Origin of the sequence: Micromonospora orduensis, assembly GCF_006228125.1 — a bacterium.
GTDB lineage: Bacteria > Actinomycetota > Actinomycetes > Mycobacteriales > Micromonosporaceae > Micromonospora > Micromonospora orduensis.
In genome coordinates, this window is sequence record NZ_VDFY01000274.1 from 1 (window position 1) to 8,404 (window position 8,404).

Genomic DNA, 8,404 nt, shown 5'->3' on the forward strand with positions numbered 1-8,404 from the left:
CCACCCCGCCGCCGACCACGCCACCCCCGACGGACCCGCCCACCGGCGGGCTGCCGAAGCACCTGCTCACCGGCTACTGGCACAACTTCGACAACCCCGCCGTCGAACTGCGACTGCGCGACGTCCCCACCGAGTACGACCTCGTCGCCGTCGCCTTCGCCGAGGCCACCACGACGCCGGGCGCGCTCACCTTCGGCATCGACCAGGGGCTCTCCGCCGCGCTTGGCGGTTACACCGAGGCGGACTTCACCGCCGACGTGCGTACCCTGCACAGCCGCGGCCAACGGGTCATCCTCTCCGTCGGCGGCGAGGCCGGCCGGGTCACGGTCAACGACGCCGCCTCGGCCACCGTCTTCGCCGACACGGCCGCCGCGCTGATCGCCCGCTACGGCTTCGACGGCATCGACATCGACCTGGAGAACGGGCTCAACCCGACGTACATGGCGCAGGCGCTGCGCGCGCTCCGGGCCAAGGTCGGCTCGGGCCTGATCATCGCGATGGCGCCGCAGACCATCGACATGCAGAACCCGGCCGGCGGCTACTTCAAGCTGGCGCTCGACATCAAGGACATCCTCACCGTCGTCAACACCCAGTTCTACAACTCCGGGGCGATGCTCGGCTGCGACCAGAACGCCGCGTACGCCCAGGGGACTGTGAACTTCATCGTCGCGCTGGCCTGCATCCAACTGGAGGCCGGGTTGCGCCCCGACCAGGTCGGCCTCGGCCTGCCCGCCGGACCGGGCGCGGCCGGTGGCGGCATCGTCGCGCCCAGCGTGGTCAACGCCGCGTTGGACTGCCTGGCCCGGGGCACCAACTGCGGCAGCTTCCGGCCGCCGCGCACCTACCCCGGCATCCGTGGCGCGATGACCTGGTCGGTGAACTGGGACGTCAGCAACGGCAACGGTTTCGCCCGCACGGTGGCCCCGCACCTGGACACCCTGCCCTGAGCGGTGCCGACGCCCGTACCGGCGTCGGCGCACCACCTGCGCTGTCCGCACACCACCCGGCCGCGCAGGGCATCGGCACCATCCCCCACCACACCGGTCCCTGGAGGCCACCGTGAAACTCCGATCCCCCCGCGCGGCGACGTTCGCCGTCGCGCTGGCCGCCGCACTGGTGGCGGCCACCGTCGTGGCACCGCCGGCCGCGTCGGCCGCCACCGCCGCCTTCGCCCGCACCAGCAGTTGGAGCAGCGGGTACGAGGCGAAGTTCACCGTCACCAACAACACGTCCACGGCGATCACCTCCTGGGACGTGCAGTTCGACCTGCCGGCCGGCAGCACGGTCGGGTCGGCCTGGGACGCCCTGGTGAACAGCTCGGGTCAGCACGTGACCGCCCGCAACCAGTCCTGGAACGGCACGTTGGCCGCCGGCGCGAGCACGTCGTTTGGCTTCGTCGTCGCCGGCACCGGTGACCCCACCAACTGCACGGTCAACGGCGCGTCCTGCTCGGGCGGCCCCACCACCCCACCGGGAGCCCCCGGCACGCCGGGCGGCCTGCGGGTCACCGGCACCACCGCCTCGGCGGTCTCGCTGGCCTGGAACGCGGTCGGTGGCACCGTGACCGGCTACCGGGTGTACGAGGGCTCGACGGTGCGCGCCACCGTCACCGGCACCTCGACGACCGTCTCCGGCCTGGCGGCCTGCTCGGCGCACAGCTACACGGTCGCCGCGTACAACTCGGCGGGGGAGTCGGCGCGGTCGGCGGCGGTCGCCGCGAGCACCACCGGCTGCACCGGTGGCGGCGGTTCGATGGCCGTCGCGCCCTACCTCTACCCGGGCTGGGGTGACCCGCCCGCCCCGGCGACCGTCATGTCGGCGACCGGCGTCAAGTGGTTCACCATCGCGTTCGTGCTCTCCGGTGGCGGCTGCACCCCGGCCTGGGACGGCGGCGGCCCGCTCACCGGCGGCGCGCACGCCAACACCATCGCGGCCATCCGGGCGGCCGGCGGCGACGTGATCCCGTCCATCGGCGGCTGGAGCGGCAACAAGCTCGGCCCGAACTGCTCCTCGGCCAGCGCCCTGGCCGGCGCCTACCAGCAGGTGATCAACGCGTTCGGGCTCAAGGCGATCGACATCGACATCGAGAACAGCGACGAGTTCGAGAACGAGGTCGTACAGGACCGGATCCTCGGCGCGCTGAAGATCGTCAAGCAGAACAACCCGGGCCTGAAGACGATCATCACGTTCGGCACGTCGACCACCGGCCCGTCGTACTACGGCACCCGCCTGATCAACCAGGCCGCCGCGCTGGGCGCCAACATCGACACCTTCACCATCATGCCGTTCGACTTCGGCGGCGGAGCCAACATGTACCAGAGCACCGTCAACGCCGCCGAGGGGCTGAAGAACACGCTGAAGACGGCCTTCGGCTGGTCCGACGCGACGGCGTACGCCCACATGGGCATCTCCGGGATGAACGGGCTCTCCGACCAGCAGGAGCTGACCTCGCCGGCCACCTGGACCCAGATCCGGGACTGGGCGAAGTCGCGCGGGCTGAGCAGGTTCACGTTCTGGTCGGTCAACCGGGACCGGCCGTGCCCGGGCGGGGGAGTCGTCTCCAACTGCTCCGGCATCGCGCAGAACACGTGGGAGTTCACGTCGATCAGCGCGCAGTTCAACTGAGCGCGACGCGGATCAGCGACCGGCGGTCACCGACCGCCGGTCGTCGCGTTCCCGGCGCCGGCGGACCTTACGGATCACCCAGGTGACAAGCATGACGGCGAAGACCGCGACGATCGCGTAGTTGAACCAGTCGCTGTAGCGCTCGACGTCCTGCCAGCGGCTGCCGAGCGCGTAGCCGGCGCCGACGATGAGGACGTTCCACAGCCCGCTGCCGATCGTGGTCAGCAGGACGAACTCGCCCAGCGGCATCCGGTTGGCCCCCGCCGGGACGGACACCAGGCTGCGGACCACCGGCACCATCCGGCCGATCAGCACCGCCCACCGGCCGTGCCGCTCGAACCAGCGGTCGGCCTTCTCCAGGTCGTCGCGGTCCACCAGCGGGATGTGGTCCAGCCAGCGCTTGAGCCGTTCCTCGCCCAGTGCCGCGCCGAGCCAGTAGAGCACCAGCGCACCGACCAGCGAGCCGACCGTCGCTGCGACCACCACGAGCACGACGTTGAACTGGCCCTCGTGGGCCAGGAAGCCGGCCATCGCCAGCACGATCTCGCTGGGGATCGGCGGGACGATGCTCTCCAGGGCGACCAGCAGCGCGACACCGGCCGGGCCCATCGCCTCGATCACCGAGGCCACCCAACCGGTCAACCCGGTGAACTCGGACGGGTCACCAGTCTGGGCGTACGCCATGGTCGTCCTTCCGGGTCGGCTGTCGGGGATCGGAGGGTGATACCCCGCCGCGCCGGTCCCACACCTGCGCTCAGTGCTCCGGGTGCAGCGCGGTGTCGGCCGGGCCCTGCCGCCAACAGGTGAACACCACGGTCAGGCCGGCGCGGACCGGAGCGCAGCAGAACGGGCCCGCCACGGCCTCGGCCGCCGGGTCCAGTGGGGCGAGTCGGACCAGCCGCCACGGCTCGTCGTCGGCCCGGGCCCGTACGGTCAGCGCGTCGCCGGCCCGGCTGACCCGGACGGTCACCTGCCGACCCGCCCACCGCGGCACCGGCCCCACCGACCAGTCGGAGAACTCCCGGGTCACCACCGCGCCGAGTTGCAGCTCGCCGTCGCTCATCTCGACGCCGGCCTTGGTCCAGGTCCGTTCGTCCACCCGCACCAGCGCGCCGGCCTGGTCGAACTGTCCGCTCAGATCCAGCCGGAAGCTCACCTCCATGGCGGTGCCGACCGGCAGCGGCGCCAGCAGGGCGGGGCCGTTGTCGTGGACGAAGCCGTAGCTGGTCCGCCGCCAGAGGTCGGTCTCCGCCGCGGCCTCCACGACCAACTCGCCGGCCGGGCCCTGCTCGGCGCGCAGCGGCGGGTTCAGCCACCGGCCCCGGGACCAGTCCAACGGTTCGCTCGGCGGTACGAGGTCGAGGTTCATGACGGGCACCGTACTTGCCGAATCCGGTTTGCCGCCGTGATCGTTCGGAGATGTTCCTCCGGCATGGGTGACCGTTGGTATTCCGAAGCCGTCGTCTACTGCCTCGACATCGACACGTACGCCGACTCGGACGGCGACGGGGTTGGTGACATCCGCGGGCTGATCGGCCGGCTGGACTATCTGGCCCGGCTGGGCGTGACCTGCCTGTGGCTGCACCCGATCCACCCGTCACCGAACCGCGACGACGGCTACGACGTCACCGACTTCTACAACGTGGACCCGCGCTTCGGCACGCTCGGCGACTTCGCCGAGCTGCTGCACCAGGCGCAGAACCGGGGCATCCGCGTGATCATCGACCTGGTGGTCAACCACACCTCCGACGAGCACCCGTGGTTCCAGTCCGCCCGCTCGTCGCCGGATTCGCCGTACCGCGACTGGTTCGTCTGGTCCGACACCGAGCCGGACGACCGGAACCAGGGCATGGTCTTCCCCGGTGAGCAGAAGGAGACCTGGAGCTACGACCGGACCGCCAAGGCGTGGTTCTACCACCGGTTCTACAAGTTCCAGCCAGACCTCAACTTCGCCAACCCACAGGTCCGGGCCGAGGTCAAGAAGATCATGTCGTTCTGGCTCCAGCTCGGGGTCTCCGGTTTCCGGATGGACGCGGTGCCGTTCATCATCGAACTGACCGAGCCGGGCAACCCGAACTCGCCGAAGGACTTCGAGTTCCTCACCGAGATGCGCCAGCACGTGCAGTGGCGGCGCGGCGACGCCGTCCTGCTGGCCGAGGCGAACGTCGAACCGGACCAACTGCCGACGTTCTTCGGCGACACCAGCGGCTCCGGCAACCGCATCCACATGCTCTTCGACTTCATGCTCAACGGCCGGCTCATGCTCGCCCTGGCCCGGCAGGACCCGGAGTCGCTGATCGAGGCGCTGCGGGACACCCCGAAGCTGCCCGTCGGTGGGCAGTGGGCCACCTTCCTGCGCAACCACGACGAGATCGACCTGTCCCGGTTGACGACCGAACAGCGCAACCAGGTGTACGAGCAGTTCGGCCCGGACGAGAACATGCGCATCTACGACCGGGGCATCCGTCGCCGGCTCGCCCCGATGCTCGGCAACGACAGGCGGCGCATCGAGCTGGCGTACGCCCTGCAGTTCTCGATGCGCGGCACGCCGGTGCTGCGCTACGGCGAGGAGATCGGGATGGGCGAGGACCTGTCGCTGCCCGGTCGGGAGTCGATCCGTACCCCGATGCAGTGGTCGTACCAGCCGAATGCCGGCTTCTCCACGGCGGAGGAGGAGAAGCTGGTCCGCCCGGTCATCGACAAGGGTGAGTTCGGCTACCAGAACGTCAACGTCACCGCCCAGCGGAGCGACACGAAGTCACTGCTCGCCTGGTTCGAGCGCATGATCCGTACGCTGCGCGAGGCCCCGGAGATCGGCTCCGGCTCGACCACCCACATCGACGTGCCGGTGCCGCCCGGCGTGCTGACGCACCGGGCGGACGGGCCGACCGGGACCATGGTCTTCGTGCACAACCTCGGCACGGACGACGTCGAAGTGGACCTGAGCAGCCTCGAACCGGAGGCCGACCTGCCGATCGACGTGCTCGCCGACCGGGGTTACGGCGACCTGGGCAAGCTCGGCGCGGTGAAGGTCTCCGGCCACGGATACCGGTGGATTCGCCTATGCCGGGGTCGGGGGTTCTGACGCTAAGCTCCTCCGATCACCCCAAGTTACCCGGAGGTAGTCATGTCGGAGGAGCCCCGCGTCGCCATCGTCACCGGAGCCGCGCGCGGTATCGGCGCGGCCACCGCCCGGCGGCTGGCCGCCGACGGTCTGGCCGTCGCCGTGGTCGACATCGAGGAGTCGGCCACCAAGGAGACGGTGGACGCCATCGCGGCGGACGGCGGCCGGGCGCTCGGCGTGGGCGCCGACGTGTCCGACCGGGACCAGGTCGAGGCGGCGGTGGCCCGGATCGCCGCCGAGCTGGGCGCGCCCACCGTGCTTGTCAACAACGCCGGCGTGCTCCGCGACAACCTGCTGTTCAAGATGACCAACGCCGACTGGGACACGGTCATGGGGGTGCACCTGCGCGGTGCGTTCCTGTTCAGCCAGGCCACCCAGAAGCACATGGTGGACCGCAAGTGGGGGCGGATCGTCAACCTGTCCAGCACCTCCGCGCTGGGCAACCGGGGCCAGGCGAACTACGCCGCCGCCAAGGCCGGCCTCCAGGGCTTCACCAAGACGCTCGCCATCGAGCTGGGGCCGTTCGGGATCACCGCCAACGCTGTCGCGCCCGGCTTCATCGTCACCGACATGACGGCGGCCACCGCCGCGCGGATGAAGGTCGACTTCGAGGACCTCCAGAAGCACGCCGCCGCCGAGATCCCGGTCCGTCGACCGGGCCGGCCGGAGGACGTCGCGCACACCATCTCGTTCCTGGTGAGCGAGGGCGCGGGCTTCGTCTCCGGGCAGGTCATCTACGTCGCCGGCGGCCCGCGGGACTGACCGGGGTCAGGCGTGGTCGTGGCGGGTGCGCCACAGCCAGAACAGGCCGAGCACCGGCAGCACCAGCGGAATGTAGCCGTACCCGCTGCCGAACTGCGACCAGACCGTCTCGTCGGGGAAGAGTTCCCTGTCGACCAGGCTCAGGACGCCGACCGCGACCACGCCGACCAGCTCCACCGAGCAGCAGACCAACGCGACCCGCCGGCCGGTGTGTCCGGCGCGGGCCAGGCCCACCGCCGCCACGATGTAGATGAGCGCGGCCAGCGCGGAGAGCAGGTACGCCACCGGCGCCTCGTCGAACTTCGTGGCGATCTGCAGGCCCGCCCGGCTCGTCGCCGCGATGGCGAAGAGCAGGTAGACCGCGATCAGCAGTCGACCCGGGCCGGAGTTCGTGCGACGGGTCTCAGCCACCGAGCACCTCCCAGGTCTGCTGCAACCGGACCACCACCACCGGGGTCACCAGGCAGACCGCGCACACGATCGCCGATCCCCAACGGGTCGGCTCCATCCGGGCCAGCACCCAGGCCAGCGGCGGCAGGCAGACAAGCGTGACCAGGTAGCCGAAGAAGGCGCCGGGCTCGCCGGGCTGCTCCCCGCCGCCGACCGCGACGAGCGCCAGCACGCCCAACACGAGCAACGCCACTTCGAGTACGGCCAGACCGACGAACTGCACCCGGTCCGGTGGCCGGTGGCGTACCGCCGCCACCAGCGCCCACGCCGCCACGAGCAGCGACAGCACGATCGGCACGGTCGCGACGATCCCGTCCACCGGCGAGTCGGTGCCCACGCTGGTCACCGGACCCACCCGGTCGTTGCCTCGGTCACCGGCACAGCCTACTAACCGTCGTAGTAACAGGGTCACGCTGCCTGGCTCACCGGTCGTGAGCCGCGCCGGTTGGGCGACCCGCCGCCGGTGCGGCCGGCGGGACGACTAGCGTGGATCACGTCCGTGGCGTTGCCGCGGTGCGGGGAGACAGCGGAGGTACACGTGCTGCGGTTCGGGTTGTTCGGCACCGGTCACTGGGCGATCGAGACGCACGGCAAGGCGTTGCACGCCCACCCGGACGCGGAGCTGGTCGGGGTGTGGGGGCGCAACCCGGAGCGGGCCTCCGCGCTGGCCGAACGGTACGGGGTGCCCGCGTACGGCGACGTCGACGCGCTGATCGAGCAGTGCGAGGCGGTGGCCGTGGCGCTGCCCCCGGACATCCAGGCCGACATCGCGGTCCGGGCCGCCTCCGCGGGCCGGCACCTGCTGCTGGACAAGCCGCTGGCGCTCAGCGTGGCCGACGCCGATCGGGTGGTCGCCGCCGCCGAGGCGTCCGGGGTCGCCTCGGTCGTCTTCTTCACCCAGCGGTTCCAGCCGAACGTGACGGCGTTCCTCGCCGCCACCGCCGCCGCCGGGGGCTGGCAGCACGGCCGGACCACGGCCTTCGCGTCGATCTTCCAGGACGGCAGCCCGTACGGCGGTTCGTTGTGGCGTCGGGAGCACGGGGCGCTCTGGGACATCGCCCCGCACGCGCTCTCCATCCTGCTGCCGGTGCTGGGCCGGGTGACCCAGGTCGCGGCGATGGACGGGCCGAGCGGGATGGTGCACCTGCTGCTCACCCACGAGGGTGGCGCCACCAGCAGCGCCTCGCTCTCCCTGGACGCGCCCCGTGAGTCGATGACCCGGGAGTTCGTGTTCTACGGGGAGAACGGCATCGAGACCGTGCCGTACGGCGAGAACGACGCCGCGACCGCGTTCGGCGTCGCGATCGACCAGCTCGTCGAGCAGGTCCGCGCCGGCACCCGTGACCACCGCTGCGACGTCCGCTTCGGCCGCGAGGTGGTCACCATCCTCGCCGCCGCCGAGACCGCCCGCACCGAGTCCCGCACCATCCCCCTCCCCTAGCC

General features: G+C 71.2%; 9 protein-coding genes. 5 read left to right on the forward strand and 4 right to left on the reverse strand.

Annotated features, from left to right (window positions below; translation table 11 throughout):
* Together FHG89_RS29745 and FHG89_RS29750 are read left to right on the forward strand one after the other, a co-directional pair.
* On the forward strand, nt 1-947 hold a 947-nt coding region (locus FHG89_RS29745), incomplete at its 5' end, for a chitinase (RefSeq protein ID WP_139587710.1).
* Nucleotides 948-1,059: 112 nt separating this feature from the next.
* On the forward strand, nt 1,060-2,625 hold the full coding sequence (locus FHG89_RS29750) for a cellulose binding domain-containing protein (RefSeq protein WP_139587711.1): 1,566 nt from the start codon (nt 1,060-1,062) through the stop codon (nt 2,623-2,625).
* Nucleotides 2,626-2,637: 12 nt separating this feature from the next.
* Here the strand turns inward: FHG89_RS29750 and FHG89_RS29755 are convergent, their stop codons facing one another.
* A complete protein-coding gene (locus FHG89_RS29755; RefSeq protein WP_139587712.1) occupies nt 2,638-3,309 on the reverse strand; it encodes a DedA family protein in 672 nt (223 codons plus the stop codon).
* A 70-nt stretch (nt 3,310-3,379) separates the two neighbouring features.
* Nucleotides 3,380-3,994 carry a DUF1349 domain-containing protein gene (locus FHG89_RS29760; RefSeq protein WP_139587713.1) on the reverse strand — a complete coding sequence of 205 codons (615 nt, stop codon included), beginning with the start codon at nt 3,992-3,994 and terminating at the stop codon, nt 3,380-3,382.
* Between the two features lie 63 nt (nt 3,995-4,057).
* Here FHG89_RS29760 and FHG89_RS29765 point away from each other — a divergent pair, with 63 nt between their 5' ends.
* On the forward strand, nt 4,058-5,710 hold the full coding sequence (locus tag FHG89_RS29765) for an alpha-amylase family protein (RefSeq protein WP_139587714.1): 1,653 nt from the start codon (nt 4,058-4,060) through the stop codon (nt 5,708-5,710).
* Between the two features lie 42 nt (nt 5,711-5,752).
* Complete coding sequence (gene fabG / locus FHG89_RS29770; RefSeq protein WP_139587715.1) at nt 5,753-6,511, forward strand: 3-oxoacyl-ACP reductase FabG; 759 nt, start codon at nt 5,753-5,755, stop codon at nt 6,509-6,511.
* Nucleotides 6,512-6,517: 6 nt separating this feature from the next.
* Here fabG and FHG89_RS29775 read toward each other — a convergent pair whose 3' ends face one another.
* Together FHG89_RS29775 and FHG89_RS29780 are read right to left on the reverse strand one after the other, a co-directional pair.
* On the reverse strand, nt 6,518-6,922 hold the full coding sequence (locus tag FHG89_RS29775; protein ID WP_139587716.1) for a hypothetical protein: 405 nt from the start codon (nt 6,920-6,922) through the stop codon (nt 6,518-6,520).
* Complete coding sequence (locus tag FHG89_RS29780) at nt 6,915-7,307, reverse strand: hypothetical protein (protein ID WP_139587717.1); 393 nt, start codon at nt 7,305-7,307, stop codon at nt 6,915-6,917. The genes FHG89_RS29775 and FHG89_RS29780 overlap by 8 nt, the downstream gene beginning before the upstream one ends.
* 192 nt (nt 7,308-7,499) lie before the next feature.
* On the opposite strand from FHG89_RS29780, the gene FHG89_RS29785 reads away from it, so the two are divergent.
* Nucleotides 7,500-8,402, forward strand: a complete 903-nt coding sequence (locus FHG89_RS29785) for a Gfo/Idh/MocA family protein (RefSeq protein WP_167517562.1) — start codon at nt 7,500-7,502, stop codon at nt 8,400-8,402.
* Nucleotides 8,403-8,404 lie beyond the last annotated feature (2 nt).